This window comes from Bradyrhizobium sp. CCBAU 45394 (assembly GCF_028128655.1).
GTDB lineage: Bacteria > Pseudomonadota > Alphaproteobacteria > Rhizobiales > Xanthobacteraceae > Bradyrhizobium > Bradyrhizobium diazoefficiens.
Genome location: NZ_LBIX01000008.1, coordinates 61,115 through 77,068, shown reverse-complemented (window position 1 = coordinate 77,068; position 15,954 = coordinate 61,115). Strand labels below are relative to the sequence as shown.

The following is a 15,954-nucleotide window of genomic DNA, read 5'->3' as shown; positions in this document are numbered from 1 at the left end:
GGACGCACGCGGGACGCCCGTTGCCTCCGCGAATGCCGTCGCGCTACACTTTGGGTTGCATGAAGCCATCTCGCGTTGCGGTGACGATGCCGGAGCACGCCATGAGACCGAGTGTTGCGATTGCCGCCATGCTGATCTGGTACTGCGCGCCGGCGCTGGCGCAGCAGGAGGGCGCTGCGCTCTACGCAAGCCACTGCGCGCAATGTCACGATGGCGGCGATGGCCAAAGCCGTGTGCCGGGCCGTAGCGCCATGCAAGGAATGTCGTTCGATCATGTGCTGGGGACACTGACCACCGGCAGCATGGCAGCGATGGCGAAGGAGCGCAGCGACGAGGAACGCCGCGCGATTGCTTCCTTCGTCACTGGCAAGACTGCGACCGGCGGCGTCGCAGCCGACGCAGAAGGACGCTGCGCGCAGCAGGTCCGTGGCTTTCCAGAGCCGCTTGACGGTCCACGCTGGAACGGGTGGGGCGTCGACGCTGGCAACAGCCGCTTCCAGCCGGCCGACATGGCGGGGCTGACCGCGGAAGAGGTGCCGCGCCTGCGGCTGAAATGGGCTTACGCCTTTCCCGGCGCCTCGGTGTCCTTTGCGCCGCCGACGATCATGGGCGGCCTGCTGTTCATCGGCGGCACCGACCGCAAGGTGCACGCGCTCGATGCGCGAAGCGGCTGCACGCTGTGGACATTCGCGACCGATGCCGCGGTGCGCGCAGCGATCAGCTTCGCGCCGCTTCCCGGCACCGATCAGTTCGTGATCTTCTTCGGTGACTTGCGCGCCAATGCCTATGCCGTGAACGCGCTGACCGGTGCACTGATCTGGAAAACGAAGGTCGAGGAGCATCCGGCCGCGCGCATCACAGGCGCGCCGACGCTGCACTCCGGCGTGCTCTACGTCCCGGTGTCCTCGCTCGAGGAGGCCGCCGGCTCGCAAGCCAGTTACGAATGCTGCACATTCCGCGGCAGCGTGGTGGCGCTGGAGGCTGTGACCGGCAAGCCGGTGTGGCAGGCCTACACGATCCCGGAAGTGCCGCATCCGACCGGCAAGAATACGAAAGGTACGCAGCTGTTCGGCCCGTCCGGCGCCGCGGTGTGGTCGGCACCGACGGTCGATCCGAAGCGCAACGCCGTCTACGTCGCGACCAGCAATTCCTATTCGAATCCGCCGGCCGCAACCGCCGACGCGATCCTCGCGTTCGAGCTTGCGACCGGAAAGCTGCTCTGGAAGCAGCAGGCGACCCCGAAGGACGCCTTCATCGTGGCATGCTACGGCGCGGACAGGACCAATTGTCCTGACGAGCACGGCCCCGATCACGATTTCGGCCAGTCGCCGATCCTCGTGACCTTGCGCGACGGCAGGCGTGTTCTTGCCATCGCGCAGAAGTCCGGTGTCGTGCATGCGCTCGACCCGGATGATGGCGGCAAGATCCTGTGGCAGACGCGGATCGGGAAGGGCGGTGCGCTCGGCGGCAGCGAATGGGGCTCGGCCGCCGATCAGGACCGCATCTACGTCGCGAACTCCGACGTGCGTTTCCTGCACGATGGCACGCGGCGGCTGGATTCCACCCAAGGTGGAGGCCTGTTCGGTCTCGATCTCGCCAGCGGGAAAATTGCGATGGAAGTGCCTCCCGTCGCCTGCGGCGATCGCCTCCAATGCAGCCCCGCGCTGTCGGCGGCGGTCAGCCTGATCCCCGGCGTCGTGTTCTCCGGCGGCGTCAGCGGCGTCCTGCGCGCCTACGCCACAGCTGACGGCAAGCTGCTGTGGGAGTTCGATACCGCGCGAGACTATACGGCCGTGAACGGCGTCCCCGCCCATGGCGGCGCGATCGACGGCCCAGGGCCGGTCATCGCCGGCGGCATGCTCTACACCAATTCCGGCTACGGCCAGTGGAGCGGCGTGGCCGGCAACGTGCTGCTGGCGTTCGAGGTCGGGAAGGAGTGAGGGCGAGCATAGGTGCATCGCTCCACCAACTCGTCATCGCGAGCGTAGCGAAGCAACCGCAAAGTCTTTCCGCGATGACAGTCTGGATTGCTTCGCTGCGCTCGCAGTGACGGAGCAAGATGAGAAGTCATGGTCAATCCAACTCGCATCTCAAACACGGGCACAGCTCTTTCGTAGCGCGCTCCAAGCAGCGGAATGCGGGAACACCGTCCCGGATTGCGCTCCACTCCATCCGGGCCGCAGGACCCGTCGGCCAACCAAGAGGAAGGAACTTCGATGATCGACGCCCGATGTAATTGCGGCGCCCTTGCGCTGTCGCTTCCGGGGCCATCAAGCCTCGTCGCTGCCTGCCATTGCATTGACTGCCAGCGGCGAACAGGCGCGCCGTTCGGTGTCGGTGCCTTCTATCCGGCAGAGGCCGTCACGATCTCAGGCGCGTCGAAGGAATACGTCCGCACAGCCGCAAGCGGCGGCAAGGTCCGCAACTATTTTTGTCCCGACTGCGGTTCAACGGTCTGGTGGAAAGCCGACAAACTGCCTGCGATGATCGGCGTCGCCATCGGTGCCATCGCGGATCCAAACTATCCGGCACCGATCAGATCGGTTTTCGAGCAGTCGAAACATGCCTGGGTGGAAATCACCGGCGCCCAGCATTTCCAGCAGAGCAGCGCGCAGCAGAATTCGGACTGAGTGCTCCCGCCTCGAGCGCTGGTGCCGGCTGAGGGGATTGAACCCCCGACCTTCGGTTTACAAAACCGCTGCTCTACCGCTGAGCTAAGCCGGCGACGCGGGGCAGGGCTCGGCATGTGCCGGAGCTGTCCGCCCGCTCGGGCGTCGCAATATCAGACTTGGTCGGAAAGTGCCAGAACCTGGCAGTGGCGTTTCGCCGGCAAGAAACAGGCGGCCCGTCGGGCCGCCTGCAAGCTTTCAGCCTGATGGCCGGGGCCTTACTGGCAGAGGTGCCGCCGTCCGTCTTCGCCCTTGAACCATGTGCCGGGTCTGCACACGATGCCGTTGCGGGCTGCGTAGGCGTCCCAGTTGCCGTACCAGGCGGGGCCGCCGCTGTCATAGCGCGCGTAGGAATTGCCCCAGCCCTGGAACGGTGCAGCCGCAATCGTTGCGGCGGTGCCGACCGCCGCACCAGCCACCGCGCCCGCGGTGTCGAGCGGCCAGAAGCCCGATTGTGTTCCATCATTCGGATTCACTTGGCCGCGGGCCATGTGCCGGCGGCGATAGGCGCGGTCGGCGGTCGCATTGCCGGGACCGAGATTCTGGCAATTGGGATCCTGGAAGAGCCCCGTGCAGCGGCCCGAATTGTCGACTGTCGCTTGCGCGAAGGCCGGTGTTGCCAGCGTGGACGCGACGATCGCGGCCAAGCCAAGAAGCTTCAGGCTCGTCATGGCATTTTCTCCATGTTGTTGAGACCTGTGCTAAGTGCGGCATCTGGTAGTCGTTCCGCGGATTCTCGCACGCGGGGTCACATCGACGTGAGCCCGCCCAGGATGTGAAGTTTGTGCCACGCAACCTTGCGCGCTCCGGCACGTGCGGCGAGCTTGCGCCGCGTTAACGCTTCGCTAGCGCAGCTTGCGGCATTTGAGCGGCCCGCGCCCCTTGCGCGTTAGGCTTACCGGCATTTGGTGAGCCGGCCTTAACCCTCTGTGTGCCGCGATCGGTTAGGTTGTGTTCCAGACAACCGGGATCCCACCATGCGCGCTCTGGCGCTCGCAGCCTTTCTGATCGGACTGCCCGCGACGGCGTTTGCCGGCGGCGGCTTCGATATCGTCGTGCCCGGCCGCCCCGGCGTGCCGATCATCATCAATGGCATCGACGCGTCCTATAGCGTCGTCGAAGGTGTCTGGGGCCTCGGCAAGAACGTCCAGGTGCAGCCGACGATCTATGGCGGACGCTATATCGCCGAGCGGCAGCCCGACGACGTCGGCCATTATTATCCGACACTGGGCCTGCGGCCCGGCTACGGCCGGCTCGAGGTCGAGCCGCCCGCGAACCGCAGATTGCCGAAGCCGGCCGAGAGCTACCACCAGAGCTGGGGCGCGCAATCGGCGCCGCTGCCGCCGCAGATGGACGTGCCCGCCGATCCGCCGCCGGTGATCCTGGCGCCGGAGATCAATGTGAATCCGCAGCATCGTCGGCCCCGGCCGCGTGCCGAGGTGCCCGGCAAGCCGCCGGGTTAAGAAACGTCAAAAATCCGAGATACGGAAATCAACAGGAGAGAGTAATGCGTCAGATGATTTCGGGACTGGTCGCGGCGGCTGCCGTGATGTTCGTCGGGGCCGCGCCGGCCGCGGCTTGCGGCTTCAATCCGTGCCAGCCGGTTGCGCCCGTCTATTCCGGCTGCAACACCGGTTGCGGCGGTTACGGCTATGGCTATGGCGCCTATGAGCGTCTCGCCGAGCCGACCACGCAGTATTACTACGTCAACCAGGGTCCGACCTACACCGGCCCGGGCGCCTTCGCGCCGTATCCGACCTATCGTGAGGACGCGGTCGTCGCCCCCGCCAACTATGGTTATGGCTATCGCGCCGCCGCCTATCCCTATCACCGCCCGTACTACCGTCCGTATCGCTACGGCTATGGCCCGCGCTACGGCTATCTGCCGCGCGTGCATTACGGCTACGGCCCGCGCTATGGTTACGCCCATCGCCACGCGCCCGCGCCGTACTATGGCGGCCACCGCGTGCTGCGCCGCTACTACTGATCACTTGATCGGTTGAGTTTTTCGAAGCGCCCGTCCGCGTCATGCGGACGGGCGTTTCTTGTTTGTGTCTCTTCGCTTGCGGGGCGAGGGAGCGTAGTTGCGTCCGCGGCTACCGCTTCATCAGCCCGAGCCGGCTCGCGCCGACATAGAGCGAGAGTGCGGCTGCGTTGGAGACGTTGAGGCTCTTGATCTCGCCGGGCATGTCGAGCCGCGCCACGACGCTGCAGGTCTCGCGCGTCAATTGCCGCAGGCCTTTTCCTTCCGCGCCGAGCACGAGCGCCAGCGGTTCGCGCAGTGCGACGTTTGAGAGGTCCTCGCTGCCTTCGCTGTCGAGCCCGACGGTCTGGAAGCCGCGCTCGTTCAGCGCGGTCAGCGCGCGGGCGAGGTTTTGCACCGTCACGACGGGCACCAGCTCGAGCGCGCCGGAGGCGGCTTTCGCGAGCACGCCGGTCGCTTCCGGGCTGTGGCGCGCGGTGGTGACGATCGCCTTCACCGCGAAGGCCGCGGCGGAGCGCAGGATGGCGCCGACATTGTGCGGATCGGTGATCTGGTCGAGCACCAGCACCATGCCCTCCGGCGTCAAGGTCTCGATGTCGGGTGAGGGCAGGGGATCGGCCTCGGCGAGCAGGCCCTGATGCACGGCGTCGGGCGACAGCAGGCGGTCGATCTCCTGGGGCCGGACGATCTCGGGCGTGACGCGGGTCTCGATATTCTCTTCGGCGAGGCGCCTTGCGGCGTTCTCGGTCAGCGTCAGCTTGCGGATCCGCCGCGCCGGGTTTTGCAGCGCCATGGTGACGCTGTGCCAGCCATAGAGGATGACCGGCCCGTCGGATGCCGAATCACGGTCGCGCCAGGCCGGCCGGCCGGCCGATTTCCCGGGCCTGTTGAAGGGCTTAGCCCCGCCGCGGGAGCCCTTGGAGGTGAATTTTCGATCCTTCATGGGCTCGCTTGTGTCACGGGTCCCGTAATATGGCAATTTGAGCGCCTGCGAGGGCGATTTTAGCTGTTCGCCTCGGTTGACTTTGCCCCACCGCATCGCCCATAAACGCGCCCGGTCGCGCCCCCATCCGGGCTGTCGCGGCCTTCACGTTCCATGGCCGTTCTCGGTCGCCGGCAAGGTCCGGCCCGATTGTGCTGCCGTCGAGCGGGGGAGTGTCCCGAGTGGCAAAGGGAGCTGACTGTAAATCAGCCGCCTCATGGCTTCGCAGGTTCGAGTCCTGCCTCCCCCACCAGCCTTCGCTCGCTTCGCGAGCTACGGCTGGGCAAGCCAGCCCAAATCATCGTCACGCGAAGCTAGCGAAGGCTGTCACGCCGTAGCCCGGAGGGCGTAGGCGGACTGCCTCGGAGCGTAAGTCACCCCATCATCTCCCGCACCATCGGCACCACCTTGCGCCCATAAAGCTCGATACTCTTCATCAGCTTCTCGTGCGGCAGGGGGCCGGCCGAATATTTCAACTGAAACCGTGAAATCCCGAGCGCCTTCGCGGTCGCCGCGATCTTGCGCGCCACGGTTTCCGGCGAGCCGACATAGAGCGAGCCGTGCTCGGCTTCGTTCACGAACTCGTCGCGGCCCATCGGCGGCCAGCCGCGTTCCTTGCCGATGCGATCGCGCATGGCCTTGTAGTCGGGCCAGAGCTCCTCGCGCGCCTCTCCATCCGTTTCCGCGACATAGCCGGGCGAGTGCACGCCGATCGGCTGGGCCGGGCGGCCGAATTCCTTGAAGGCGCGGTGATAGAGATCGACGTAAGGCGCAAAGCGCGCGGGATCGCCGCCGATGATCGCCAGCATCAAAGGCAGGTCGTAATGCGCCGCGCGGACCACGGATTGCGGGCTGCCGCCGACACCGATCCAGGTTTTGAGCTGGCCGTTCTCGACAGGGGGATAGACCAGCTGATCCTTCAGTGGCGGGCGCAGCTTGCCTTGCCATGTCACCGGCTTCTGCGACAGCAGCGCCGCGAACAGATCGAGCTTCTCCTCGAACAGCGCTTCGTAAGAACGCAGGTCGAAGCCGAACAGCGGAAAGGATTCCGTGAACGAGCCGCGGCCGAGGATCACCTCGGCGCGCCCGTTGGAGAGCGCATCGAGCGTGGCAAAGCGCTGGAAGACGCGGATCGGATCGTCCGAGCTCAGCACCGTCACGGCAGAGCCGAGATGGATGCGCCTGGTGCGCGATGCGATCGCGGCGAGCACCGTCTCGGGCGAGGAGATCGCGAAATCGGCGCGGTGATGTTCGCCGAGCCCGATGAAGTCGAGGCCGAGCTCGTCGGCCAGCACCGCCTCATCGACGACGTTGCGGATCACCCGCGCATGGGAAAGCGTGGCGCCGTCGGCGTCCCTGGTGACGTCGCCAAAGGTATCCAGTCCGAATTGAAGCGGTGCAGTCATCGATCAGATCTCTATCGGGCGCGAGCGGCGCCCGTCATGTGGGAGGAAACACTTAGCTGCGCAGCTAGGGCGCGGAGGCCGCTTCGGCAATGCCGCTCCGGGAAAGGCACGGTTTCCGGTTTTGCATCACGCCGGCGGGTTCAATCGGATCTGGCGAACATCTCGACCAGGGTCTCGCGCAGCCAGCGCTGCGCCGGCACGGTGTCGTTGCGCTGGTGCCAGAACAGGCTGACGATGCGCGGCGGCGCCTGAAGCGGAAGCGGCATGGCGTGCAGCAACGGCGCATGCCTAGATTGCGAACGCAGGTCGCTCGGCAGCACGGCGATCAGGTCGGACTGGCGCACGACCTCGTAGGCGGCGCTGTAGTGATTGACGGTCGCGACCAGGTTGCGTGACAGCCCGCGCGAGGCGAGGAAGAGGTCGTAGGACGGCATGGTCTTGCCCGCGAGGCTCACATCGACGTGGCCCGCGTTGAGGAAAGTGCGGGTGCTGAGCCGCTTCATGCCCGCGAGCGGATGGCCGCGCCGCATGAAGCAGGCATAGTCGACGGTCCACAGCGAGCGCGAGCGAATGGCGGCCGGTTGTTGCGCCTCGTTGACATAGACGCTCATGACGCAGTCGACCCTGTTGTCCTCGAGCTGGTCGGCGATCTCCAGGATGGTGTTGGGGACGGTATGGACCCGCGCCTTGGGCGCGACCTTGCCGAGATGGCCGAGGAGGTCCGGCATCACGAGCGAGGAGACGTAGTCCGACATCGACAGGCTGAACTCGGTCTGCGCGCGGGCGGGATCGAACACCTGCTCGTCGAGCGCGCCACGCACGCTTTCCAGCGCTTCGCCGATCGGCTCCCACAGCACCACGGCGCGCTGGGTGGGACGGATGCCGGTGCCGGACCTCACGAACAGGGGATCGCCGAGCGCGTCGCGCAGCCGCGCCAGCGCGTTGCTGACCGCGGGCTGGGTCATCGTCAGCGCGCTCGCCGCGCGCGTGACGCTGCCCTCGGTCATCAGCGCCTCGAAGACTTTCAGGAGGTTGAGGTCGAGTGCACGGAACGACACGAACATTCACCACAGTGATATATTAGATCATGATTATAAATTATGACGATAATATCTCCTTGTCTATGGTTCCCTGAGGGACACGCGGTGCGCCGGGCCGCCAGACTGAGGGGACTTTCATGTCGATGATATCGGCGCGCATCGAGCGCCTTCCGTTCGCTCGCTTCCACAAGCATCTGCTGCTGATGGGCGGGCTCGGCTATATGTTCGACGCGATGGATGCGGCGGTGCTGGCCTTCATCCTGCCGGTGCTGCGCACCGCGTGGAATCTGTCGAGCGTGCAGATCGGCGTGCTCGGCAGCAGCACCTATATCGGCTTCCTGTTCGGCGCGTTGCTGGCGGGCACGCTGGGTGACCTGATCGGCCGCCGCGCCGTGATGATGTCCGCGCTTGCGCTGTATTGCGCGGCGTCCATCGTGAGTGCGATGGTCGATACATGGCCGTCCTTCTTTGCCGCCCGCGTCGTTGCAGGCATGGGCACCGGCGCGGAGAGCGCGATCATCGCGCCCTATCTCGCGGAGTTCGTCGCGCGGCGCTACCGCGGCAGCTTCACCGGCGCACTGGCCGGCTTCTTCTCCTTCGGCTTCGTTGCGGCGGCGCTGCTCGGCTACTTCATCGTGCCCGCCTATGAGAACGGCTGGCGCATCGTGCTGGTCATCACCGCGGTGCCGGTCGTCATGCTGTTGTGGTGGCGCAGGGCCTTGCCGGAATCGCCGCGCTGGCTCGAAAGCCGCGGCAGGGAGAAGGAAGCCGAAGCCTTGCTGGACACGATCGAGGCGGGCTTTGCGCGCCAGGGCCATGTCCTGCCGCAGCCGGTCGTCGAAGCCGTCGCACCGCAGGGCACGACCGGAACGCTGCTCGCCAATTTCGCCGCGCTCCTCGCAGGCCGGCAGGCGCGCATCACCATCATGACCTGGATCATGTGGCTGGCGATCACCTTCAGCTATTATTCGTTCTTCGTCTGGATCCCCGGCCTGCTGGTCCAGAACGGCATGAGCATCACCAAGAGCTTCGCCTATTCGATCGCGATCTATTGCGCGCAAATTCCCGGCTATTTCAGCGCCGCGTATTTCAACGAGCGTATCGGCCGGCAGGCGACGATTGCGACCTACATGGTGCTCGGCGGCGCCAGCGCGCTCGGGCTCGCCTTCGCGCAGAGCGACCAGCAGATCATGGCGGCGGGAATCTTCCTGTCCCTGTTCATGAACGGCACCTATGCGGGCGTCTATGCCTATACGGCCGAGGTGTTTCCGACGCCGGTCAGGACCACCGGTGCCGGGCTTGCCTCCGCGATCGGCCGCATCGGCGCGATCGTCTCGCCGATCCTGGTCGGCTATCTCTATCCCAATTTCGGCTTCGCCGGCGTGTTCGGCGTCACCACCACCGTGCTGCTGCTCGGGGCGGTGACCGTCGTGCTGATGGGCGTGCCGACGCGCGGCCGTTCGCTGGAAGAGATCGCGGCGGGTGAAGTTGCATGACGCGGACCAAACGCCAGGCCGATCCGCTGCTCTGTGCCGTCGCGGCGGCGCAGGGCACGGTGGATCAGCCGGATGCGCTGTTCGCGGCGCTGGACGAAGCCGTGAAGTCGGCGATCGGGCACAAGCTGTTCACGATCCTGACCTATGACGGCGACAGCGGTGAAGCGGCGCGAATCTATTCCAATCTCCCCGGCCCATATCCGACCGGCGGACGCAAGCGCCTCGCGCCGGGCCCGTGGACCGAGGCCGTGCTCGATCGGGGCGAGGCCTATATCGGCCGCACCCAGGCCGATCTGCGCATGGTGTTCTCCGACCACGAGCTGATCGCCTCGCTCGGCTGCGAGAGCGTGCTCAACATGCCTGTGCGCTGGCGCGGGCGTACGCTCGGCTCGCTCAATCTGCTTCACGAGGCGGACTGGTACGGCGAGGACGACGTCGCCGCGTGCCTTCCCTTTGCCCAGCTCACATTGCCGGCGTTGCTTGCGCCGGCCCACTTCTGACAGGACGCCCGCGATGCCCAGCATCCTCTTCAAGAACGCCGCTCTGCTCGATCCGCTCCAGGCGGACCTGATGGACGGACATCACGTGCTGGTCGAAGACAATTTGATCAAGGAGGTCTCGGACCGGCCGCTGCAGGTCACCGCCGACCGCACCATCGATCTGAAGGGCAAGACGCTGATGCCCGGCCTGATCGACCTGCATGTGCACGCGGTGGCGGTCGAGCTCAATCTGGCGCAGCAGGTGCACATGCCGAACGTGCTGGTGACGCTGCGCTCGACCCTGCTGCTGCGCGGCATGCTGCGGCGTGGCTTCACCACCGTCCGCGACGCCGGCGGCGCCGGCCATGCGCTGAAGCAGGCGATCGAGACCGGCCTCACTGACGGCCCGCGGCTGTTCGTCTCCGGCCGCGCGCTCAGCCAGACCGGCGGCCACGGCGACATGCGGGCGCGCTCGGATTATCTGGCGAGCGACGCACCATGTCCGTGCTGCGTGCGGGTTGGCGCGCTGGCGCGCGTCGCCGACGGCGTCGACGGCGTGCGCAGGGCCGCGCGCGAGGAGCTCCAGATGGGCGCCGACCAGATCAAGATCATGGCGTCCGGCGGCGTTGCCTCGCCGACCGACCCGGTCGGTGCCTTCGGCTACTCCGAGGACGAGATCCGCGCCATCGTCGAGGAAGCGCGCGGGCGCCAGACTTATGTGCTCGCCCATGCCTACACCGCCGCCGCCATCGCGCGCGCGGTTCGCTGCGGCGTGCGCACCATCGAGCACGGCAATCTCGTGGATGAGCCGACCGCGCGCCTGATGGCCGAGAAGGGGGCCTATGTGGTTCCGACGCTCGTCACCTATGAGGCGCTGGCCAACGAGGGCGCGCAGTATGGCCTGCCGCCGGAGAGCGTCGCCAAGATCGCCGATGTCCGCGACGCCGGCCTGCGTTCGCTCGCGATCTATCGCGATGCCGGCGTGAAGATGGGGTTCGGCAGCGATTTGCTCGGGCCGTCCCAGCGCCTCCAGAGCGATGAATTCCGCATCCGCGCCGAGATTCTCGGCCCGCGCGCCGTCATCGCCAGCGCCACGGTGATTGGTGCCGAGGTGCTCGGCATGGAGGGCAAGCTCGGCCGGATCGCACCCGAGGCTCTCGCAGACCTGCTGGTGGTCGACGGCAATCCGCTGCGCGATGTCGCCTGCCTGCTCGGCCAGGGTGAGCACATTCCGCTGGTGCTGAAGGCCGGCAAGGTCCAGTTCGACAGGCTGAACGCGTAGTCGGCCTTACCGCCACATCCCGCGCATGCGCGCGCCGATGTCGATCTTCGGCCCTTGCGCCGCGTTACGGGCTCCGCCGGCGGCGGCTTTGGGCCAGGCGGTGCGCTCGAACAGATAGACCAGCTGCTCCGGGATGAAGCGGGTGCGCGAGGCGTAGACGTGGCGGTCGCCCTTGGCGGCCTGGCCGTGGGTGAAGAAGCGCTGCGGCACGATGAGATGGAGATCGTCTTTGGCGCGCGTCATCGCGACATAGAGCAGGCGGCGTTCCTCCTCGAGCTCGGCGCTGGTGCCGGCACCGAGATCGGAGGGCATGCAGCCGTCGACGACGTTGAGCACGAATACCGACTTCCATTCCTGGCCCTTGGCGGAATGGATGGTGGAGAGGATCAGATAGTCCTCGTCGCGGAGCGGTGGCCCGGATTTGTCGCTGGTCGCGTCCGGCGGATCGAGCGTGAGCTCGGTCAAAAACTTCTCGCGCGAGGCGTAGCCGCTCGCGATCTGCTCGAGCTGCATCAGATCGGCGCGACGCGTCTCGGACTCCTCGTGGATGCGGTCGAGATGCGGCTCGTACCAGAGCCGCACGCGCTCGAGATCCGCCGGCCATTCCGAATAGCGCAGATTCTGGGTCGTGCGGACGAAGTCGGTCCAGTCCGCGCCGGTGCGCGGCGGCACCGGGAGCTGGCCGAGTGCAGCAAGCGGATCGGCGCTCTCCGCCATCTGGTCGAGCACGCGCTGCGCGGTCGCGGGGCCGATGCCGGGCAACAGATGCAGGATGCGGAAGCCCGCAACGCGGTCGCGCGGGTTTTCGGCGAAGCGCAGCATCGCCAGCACATCCTTGACGTGCGCGGCGTCGAGAAACTTCAGCCCGCCGAACTTTACGAACGGGATGTTGCGGCGGGTCAGCTCGATTTCCAGTGGTCCCGAATGCGAGGACGTCCGGAACAGCACCGCCTGGTGCTTCAAGAGCGCGCCTTGCTCGCGGTTGGCCAGCACCTCTTCGACGATGTAGCGCGCCTGGTCAGCCTCGTCGTGCACGGTGACGAGTTGCGGCTTTTGCGCGGAGGTGCGGTCGGTCCAGAGGTTCTTGGTGAAGCGCTCGCGTGCGAGGCCAATGACACCGTTGGCCGCCGCGAGCACGGCTTGCGTCGAGCGGTAGTTGCGGTCGAGCGTGATCATCTCGGCGCGGGGCGAGAAGCTTTGCGGAAACTCCAGGATGTTGCGCACGGTGGCGGCGCGGAACGAGTAGATCGACTGCGCGTCGTCGCCGACCACGGTGAGGCCGCGTCCGTCGGGCTTCAGCGCCAGCAGGATAGAGGATTGCAGGCGGTTGGTGTCCTGATATTCGTCGACCAGCACGTGATCGAAGCGGCCGCCGATCTCTTCGGCGATCAGCGCGTCGCTCATCATCTGCGACCAGTAGAGCAGGAGGTCGTCGTAATCGAGCACGTGCTGGGCCTGCTTGGCCTCGACGTAAGCCGCGAACAGGCCCTTCAGCTCGGCGGCCCAGCCCACGCACCAGGGATAGTGCTGTCCCAGCACCTTCTCGATCTCCATCTCGGCGTTGACGCAGCGGGAGTAGATCGACAGGCACGTGCCCTTGGCTGGAAAGCGGCTCTCGGTCTTGGACAGGCCGCGCTCGTGCCGAACCAAATTCATCAGGTCGGCGGAATCCTCGCGGTCGTGGATAGTGAAGGCGGGATCGACGCCGATCCGCTCGGCATATTCGCGCAGCAGGCGCGCGCCGATGCCATGGAACGTGCCGGCCCAGGTCAGCGCATCGCGCATGATCGCGGCGTTGTTCTCCCCGAGCACCTTTCGGGCGATCCGCTCGACGCGGCCGGCCATCTCGGCCGCGGCGCGGCGCGAGAACGTCATCAACAGGATGCGGCGCGGATCGGCACCCGCAACGATCAGATGGGCGACGCGATGGGCCAGCGTGTTGGTCTTGCCGGAGCCGGCACCGGCGATGACGAGCAGGGGGGCGCCGACGGTCGCGCCATCGGCCACGCCATGCTCGACGGCGCGGCGCTGCTCCGCATTGAGCGTGTCCAGATATGTTGCCACGAATCGCCCCGGTGAAACCGTGAGATTCGGCGATCTCCTCGCGAATCGCAATGCGGCTGGACGGAACCTTATTTAACACCTAGGGAAAAGACGGCCCAAGGTTCCAGCCCGAGAAGAGCGCGCCCGGCATGACCGAGCTCAAGCCCGACCAGTTCGAGATGCGGCGGCTGGAGTCGCTCAGCAACACCATCTTTGGTGTCGCCATGACGCTCCTGGCCTACGATCTGCCCAAGGCCGCCGTCTTCACCGGCGCACCCGGCTGGAGCGATCTCGCCCATGTCTATTCCGGCAAGCTTGCCGGCTTTGCGCTCAGCTTCATCATCGCCGGGGTGTTCTGGATCAGCCATCACCGGCGGTTGGCGCGCCAGCCGGTGGGCAGCCGCGGCGCGGTGATCCTCAACCTGTTCTTCCTGCTCTCGATCGTGCTGCTGCCGGTGACCAACGGCCTCTATACCAACTACGCCATGAGCAGCGCCGTTGCCGTGCTCTACGGCTTGCACCTAACCGCGATCGCCGGCCTCAATGCCTGGCTGTGGTGGACGATCCTGGGCGGCTGGCGCCATGAGATCATGGCATCGCTGTTTCCGCTGCTCGTGTTCATCCCGGGCACGATCGTGGCGGCGTTTGCGCCGCACGTCGCACCCTTCGTGTGGTTCATCGCCTTCGGCGGCCTGCTGATCCAGCGCTTCTACAGTGCGCAAACCGAACCGGATGCGTAAGGTGGTCGCTTCCCTTATGTCGCGCCGAACCCGTCGGCCGGCACATAAAGCTTGACCGGGCGGATTTCGTAGACCGCACTCGGATTGACCTGACGCAGCTTCCGTGCCGCCGCGATCGCCTCGTCATCCGTGTCGTATTCCACGAGGTGGAAGCCCAGAAGCTGCTCCTTGGTCTCGGCAAACGGGCCGTCCATCACCACGCCCGCGCCGGGGCCGCGCAAGGTGCGGGCCTTTCGGGTCTCGTCCAGACGGGCGGCCGGCCCAAGGTGTCCGCTTGCCCTGAGGGGCGCCTGAACCTCGATGACCTTGGCCACGACCGCGGCGTCCTCCTCCGGAGTCCAGGACAAGATCTCGTCTTCCACGTGATAGGCCAGGATGGCGTAGAGCATCGTCACCTCGTTTTTTTGCTGCGCGGGTCCAAAGGACGTATCACGACGGCCAGCGCCGACAATCCCCGTGCGCAAAATATTGCGTCGTGCAGGCATCGACGAAACCGTCCTGAAACCCGATTACCGCCTTGCGGCGTGAACGCTGCCTAAAGCCGAGGCGACTGATGGCCACAAGAACACGGAAGGCCATCGGAGGCGGCAATGTCGGGTCACACCATCAAGATCATCTGCGACGCACGGCGGGCGGCACAATCGGAGCGCGCCGATTTGCACGACCAGAGCGGTCATCACCGCTATTACGGCAGCTCGGCCGAGAACGGCGGCGAACGCATCGTGGAGAGCCGCCGCGGCAAACGCCCGCGCGCGGTCAATGTCTGTGGCTTCTGAAGCCTTTTCTGAAGCTTTGGGCGAGACCGGTCTCCGCTGATGGGTGTCCTGCAAATATCGGTTGCCGCGCTGCCGTTCCTGGTCTCGCTGGCGAGCCGGAGCAGCAAGGCGATCGCGCCATGCCTGCTCGCGAGCATCTTCACAGTGCTGCTTGGCGAGGAGCCTCACCGGGCGGTCTTGGCCTGGTGTGTTGGCGTGCTGATCGCTGCTGTGGCGTTACGCGAACGGCTTCGCGCGACCTGAGCGGCGCTGTTACGGCGCGCTCAGGACCTGCTTGACGAGGGCCTCACGCAGCGCCGCCAGCTCACCGCTCGCCTCCATCTGCGCGATCACCTTGCCGACCTTCGGCACCAGATCGCGATGACGTTCGTGCAGGTAGTGGTAGATGTGGATGCGCTCGAGCGGCGGGGAGAGCGGGTAGATCCTGGCCTGGAGATTGAGCTTCCTCACCGCGACGAGTCCACTGAAGAGGTCGGTGACCATCACGTCGAAACGGTCGGCATCGAGCATCTGGATCATGTTCTCGAGGCTGGTGGTCGCCGTGACACGGGCCATGTCGCGGGTGCCGGCCTCCGATGAGCCGACGCCGCGGACGATGCCGATGTTGTAGTCCCTGATCGAATTCCAGCCGGCGACGTCGAAACGCAGTTTCGTCGTGAACACCGTGGGCTCGATGTAGTTGATCGCCGGCGTGACCTGGATCAGCGTCGGGTAGTCGCGCGAGAGCGTTCCGATCCGCTGGATTTCGCCGTCGACCTCGCCGGCGCTCGACAGCGCGAGTGCCCGCTTGCCGGGGACGTCCTCGAATTCGAGCCTGATGTTGAGCTTGGCGTAGACGGCCCGCAGCATCTCGCCGCCGACATATTGATCGGGGATGTCCGCGATGCGCGCCAGCCGGATCAGCTCCTGCGCCTGCGTTGGACCGGCTGCGAGCAACGACAGGCAGGCGATGGCCATCCGCCACATCACGCGTCTCCTTGGTCGTGCCTTGCTACCACTGGATTCGGAGGCCCGCGCGATCTACCGGGAGTGGCGCGCGCCTGCGCGCCAGCCGCAA

The 15,954-nt window shown here is 66.1% G+C and carries 17 protein-coding genes and 2 tRNA genes; 11 read left to right on the top strand and 8 right to left on the bottom strand.

Features of this window, described 5'->3' with window-relative positions:
* Nucleotides 1-101: 101 nt before the first annotated feature.
* Nucleotides 102-1,940 carry an outer membrane protein assembly factor BamB family protein gene (locus WN73_RS04545; protein WP_028175890.1) on the top strand — a complete coding sequence of 613 codons (1,839 nt, stop codon included), beginning with the start codon at nucleotides 102-104 and terminating at the stop codon, nucleotides 1,938-1,940.
* A 276-nt stretch (nucleotides 1,941-2,216) separates the two neighbouring features.
* A complete protein-coding gene (locus tag WN73_RS04540; protein ID WP_028175891.1) occupies nucleotides 2,217-2,630 on the top strand; it encodes a GFA family protein in 414 nt (137 codons plus the stop codon).
* Between the two features lie 19 nt (nucleotides 2,631-2,649).
* Here WN73_RS04540 and WN73_RS04535 read toward each other — a convergent pair.
* Nucleotides 2,650-2,724, bottom strand: a tRNA-Thr gene (locus WN73_RS04535).
* Between the two features lie 163 nt (nucleotides 2,725-2,887).
* Nucleotides 2,888-3,340 (bottom strand): hypothetical protein, encoded by a 453-nt coding sequence (locus tag WN73_RS04530; RefSeq protein WP_011088250.1) that lies wholly within the window; start codon nucleotides 3,338-3,340, stop codon nucleotides 2,888-2,890.
* A 306-nt stretch (nucleotides 3,341-3,646) separates the two neighbouring features.
* Between WN73_RS04530 and WN73_RS04525 the strand changes: the two genes are divergently transcribed.
* A complete protein-coding gene (locus WN73_RS04525) occupies nucleotides 3,647-4,132 on the top strand; it encodes a hypothetical protein (RefSeq protein WP_011088249.1) in 486 nt (161 codons plus the stop codon).
* Nucleotides 4,133-4,176: 44 nt separating this feature from the next.
* Nucleotides 4,177-4,656 carry a hypothetical protein gene (locus WN73_RS04520; RefSeq protein ID WP_028175994.1) on the top strand — a complete coding sequence of 160 codons (480 nt, stop codon included), beginning with the start codon at nucleotides 4,177-4,179 and terminating at the stop codon, nucleotides 4,654-4,656.
* A gap of 109 nt (nucleotides 4,657-4,765) precedes the next feature.
* Here WN73_RS04520 and rlmB read toward each other — a convergent pair whose 3' ends face one another.
* Complete coding sequence (gene rlmB / locus WN73_RS04515) at nucleotides 4,766-5,596, bottom strand: 23S rRNA (guanosine(2251)-2'-O)-methyltransferase RlmB (protein ID WP_028175995.1); 831 nt, start codon at nucleotides 5,594-5,596, stop codon at nucleotides 4,766-4,768.
* Between the two features lie 206 nt (nucleotides 5,597-5,802).
* Here rlmB and WN73_RS04510 point away from each other — a divergent pair.
* Nucleotides 5,803-5,888 (top strand) — tRNA-Tyr (locus tag WN73_RS04510).
* 121 nt (nucleotides 5,889-6,009) lie between these two features.
* Here WN73_RS04510 and WN73_RS04505 read toward each other — a convergent pair.
* Nucleotides 6,010-7,041, bottom strand: a complete 1,032-nt coding sequence (locus tag WN73_RS04505) for an LLM class flavin-dependent oxidoreductase (RefSeq protein WP_271551784.1) — start codon at nucleotides 7,039-7,041, stop codon at nucleotides 6,010-6,012.
* Nucleotides 7,042-7,181: 140 nt separating this feature from the next.
* Nucleotides 7,182-8,105 (bottom strand): LysR family transcriptional regulator, encoded by a 924-nt coding sequence (locus WN73_RS04500; RefSeq protein ID WP_011088245.1) that lies wholly within the window; start codon nucleotides 8,103-8,105, stop codon nucleotides 7,182-7,184.
* 113 nt (nucleotides 8,106-8,218) lie between these two features.
* On the opposite strand from WN73_RS04500, the gene WN73_RS04495 reads away from it, so the two are divergent.
* Genes WN73_RS04495 through WN73_RS04485 form a run of 3 tightly spaced genes read left to right on the top strand, consistent with a single transcriptional unit; the run spans nucleotide 8,219 to nucleotide 11,338 of the window.
* Nucleotides 8,219-9,577 (top strand): MFS transporter, encoded by a 1,359-nt coding sequence (locus WN73_RS04495; protein ID WP_161534519.1) that lies wholly within the window; start codon nucleotides 8,219-8,221, stop codon nucleotides 9,575-9,577.
* Entirely contained in the window at nucleotides 9,574-10,077 is a 504-nt protein-coding gene (locus tag WN73_RS04490; protein ID WP_161534520.1) for a GAF domain-containing protein, read from the top strand. Before WN73_RS04495 ends, WN73_RS04490 begins: the two co-directional genes overlap by 4 nt.
* 13 nt (nucleotides 10,078-10,090) lie before the next feature.
* Complete coding sequence (locus WN73_RS04485; RefSeq protein ID WP_110116418.1) at nucleotides 10,091-11,338, top strand: metal-dependent hydrolase family protein; 1,248 nt, start codon at nucleotides 10,091-10,093, stop codon at nucleotides 11,336-11,338.
* A gap of 6 nt (nucleotides 11,339-11,344) precedes the next feature.
* Here WN73_RS04485 and WN73_RS04480 read toward each other — a convergent pair whose 3' ends face one another.
* Nucleotides 11,345-13,402: an ATP-dependent helicase gene (locus tag WN73_RS04480; protein ID WP_038967509.1), complete on the bottom strand. Its 2,058-nt coding sequence runs from the start codon at nucleotides 13,400-13,402 to the stop codon at nucleotides 11,345-11,347.
* Between the two features lie 128 nt (nucleotides 13,403-13,530).
* Here WN73_RS04480 and WN73_RS04475 point away from each other — a divergent pair, with 128 nt between their 5' ends.
* Nucleotides 13,531-14,121, top strand: coding sequence for a TMEM175 family protein (locus WN73_RS04475; RefSeq protein ID WP_028176002.1), 591 nt, complete (start codon nucleotides 13,531-13,533; stop codon nucleotides 14,119-14,121).
* 14 nt (nucleotides 14,122-14,135) lie between these two features.
* On the opposite strand, the gene WN73_RS04470 is transcribed toward WN73_RS04475, so the two are convergent.
* Nucleotides 14,136-14,510 carry a YciI family protein gene (locus WN73_RS04470; RefSeq protein ID WP_028176003.1) on the bottom strand — a complete coding sequence of 125 codons (375 nt, stop codon included), beginning with the start codon at nucleotides 14,508-14,510 and terminating at the stop codon, nucleotides 14,136-14,138.
* Nucleotides 14,511-14,711: 201 nt separating this feature from the next.
* Here WN73_RS04470 and WN73_RS04465 point away from each other — a divergent pair, with 201 nt between their 5' ends.
* Together WN73_RS04465 and WN73_RS04460 are read left to right on the top strand one after the other, a co-directional pair.
* A complete protein-coding gene (locus WN73_RS04465; RefSeq protein ID WP_182871992.1) occupies nucleotides 14,712-14,897 on the top strand; it encodes a hypothetical protein in 186 nt (61 codons plus the stop codon).
* A 39-nt stretch (nucleotides 14,898-14,936) separates the two neighbouring features.
* A complete protein-coding gene (locus WN73_RS04460) occupies nucleotides 14,937-15,140 on the top strand; it encodes a hypothetical protein (protein WP_011088238.1) in 204 nt (67 codons plus the stop codon).
* A gap of 9 nt (nucleotides 15,141-15,149) precedes the next feature.
* Here the strand turns inward: WN73_RS04460 and WN73_RS04455 are convergent, their stop codons facing one another.
* A complete protein-coding gene (locus WN73_RS04455) occupies nucleotides 15,150-15,863 on the bottom strand; it encodes a substrate-binding periplasmic protein (protein WP_162603600.1) in 714 nt (237 codons plus the stop codon).
* Nucleotides 15,864-15,954 lie beyond the last annotated feature (91 nt).

What these genes read in the sequence shown, in the direction of transcription:
- WN73_RS04530 (WP_011088250.1), bottom strand. Translation starts at nt 3,340, where the DNA reads ATGACGAGCCTGAAGCTTCTTGGCTTGGCCGCGATCGTCGCGTCCACG.
- WN73_RS04545 (WP_028175890.1), top strand. Translation starts at nt 102, where the DNA reads ATGAGACCGAGTGTTGCGATTGCCGCCATGCTGATCTGGTACTGCGCG.
- WN73_RS04495 (WP_161534519.1), top strand. Translation starts at nt 8,219, where the DNA reads ATGTCGATGATATCGGCGCGCATCGAGCGCCTTCCGTTCGCTCGCTTC.
- WN73_RS04525 (WP_011088249.1), top strand. Translation starts at nt 3,647, where the DNA reads ATGCGCGCTCTGGCGCTCGCAGCCTTTCTGATCGGACTGCCCGCGACG.
- WN73_RS04520 (WP_028175994.1), top strand. Translation starts at nt 4,177, where the DNA reads ATGCGTCAGATGATTTCGGGACTGGTCGCGGCGGCTGCCGTGATGTTC.
- WN73_RS04540 (WP_028175891.1), top strand. Translation starts at nt 2,217, where the DNA reads ATGATCGACGCCCGATGTAATTGCGGCGCCCTTGCGCTGTCGCTTCCG.
- WN73_RS04505 (WP_271551784.1), bottom strand. Translation starts at nt 7,041, where the DNA reads ATGACTGCACCGCTTCAATTCGGACTGGATACCTTTGGCGACGTCACC.
- WN73_RS04475 (WP_028176002.1), top strand. Translation starts at nt 13,531, where the DNA reads ATGACCGAGCTCAAGCCCGACCAGTTCGAGATGCGGCGGCTGGAGTCG.
- WN73_RS04470 (WP_028176003.1), bottom strand. Translation starts at nt 14,510, where the DNA reads ATGCTCTACGCCATCCTGGCCTATCACGTGGAAGACGAGATCTTGTCC.
- WN73_RS04490 (WP_161534520.1), top strand. Translation starts at nt 9,574, where the DNA reads ATGACGCGGACCAAACGCCAGGCCGATCCGCTGCTCTGTGCCGTCGCG.
- WN73_RS04485 (WP_110116418.1), top strand. Translation starts at nt 10,091, where the DNA reads ATGCCCAGCATCCTCTTCAAGAACGCCGCTCTGCTCGATCCGCTCCAG.
- WN73_RS04460 (WP_011088238.1), top strand. Translation starts at nt 14,937, where the DNA reads ATGGGTGTCCTGCAAATATCGGTTGCCGCGCTGCCGTTCCTGGTCTCG.
- WN73_RS04465 (WP_182871992.1), top strand. Translation starts at nt 14,712, where the DNA reads ATGTCGGGTCACACCATCAAGATCATCTGCGACGCACGGCGGGCGGCA.
- rlmB (WP_028175995.1), bottom strand. Translation starts at nt 5,596, where the DNA reads ATGAAGGATCGAAAATTCACCTCCAAGGGCTCCCGCGGCGGGGCTAAG.
- WN73_RS04500 (WP_011088245.1), bottom strand. Translation starts at nt 8,105, where the DNA reads ATGTTCGTGTCGTTCCGTGCACTCGACCTCAACCTCCTGAAAGTCTTC.
- WN73_RS04455 (WP_162603600.1), bottom strand. Translation starts at nt 15,863, where the DNA reads ATGTGGCGGATGGCCATCGCCTGCCTGTCGTTGCTCGCAGCCGGTCCA.